1 pseudogene is annotated in these 235 nt (G+C 46.4%); it reads right to left on the reverse strand.

The features are described from left to right. A pseudogene (locus CF394_RS00135) lies at positions 1 to 235 on the reverse strand (LacI family DNA-binding transcriptional regulator); the annotation flags it as partial.

Here is a 235-nt window from a genome sequence, read left to right on the forward strand (position 1 = left end):
AATCCAAGTCTGAATGCTTCTTTATGCGGAATGCTGACCGTTGCAAAGTGCTGCTCGCCTGAGTCCTGGCACAGGATGAACGGGCCGGTTTCACGCCAGTCCAAAAGCGCTTCATCGGACATCGCTTTTGAACAGAAAATCAGGCCGTCCACCTGTCTTTGTTTCAGCTGCTCCAATGCAAAAATTTCTTTTTCCAATTGATAATTTGTTTGGTAAAGCGAAAAGTGAACGCCTT

Origin of the sequence: Tetzosporium hominis (assembly GCF_002265435.1) — a bacterium.
Taxonomy (GTDB): Bacteria; Bacillota; Bacilli; order Bacillales_A; family Planococcaceae; genus Chryseomicrobium; species Chryseomicrobium hominis.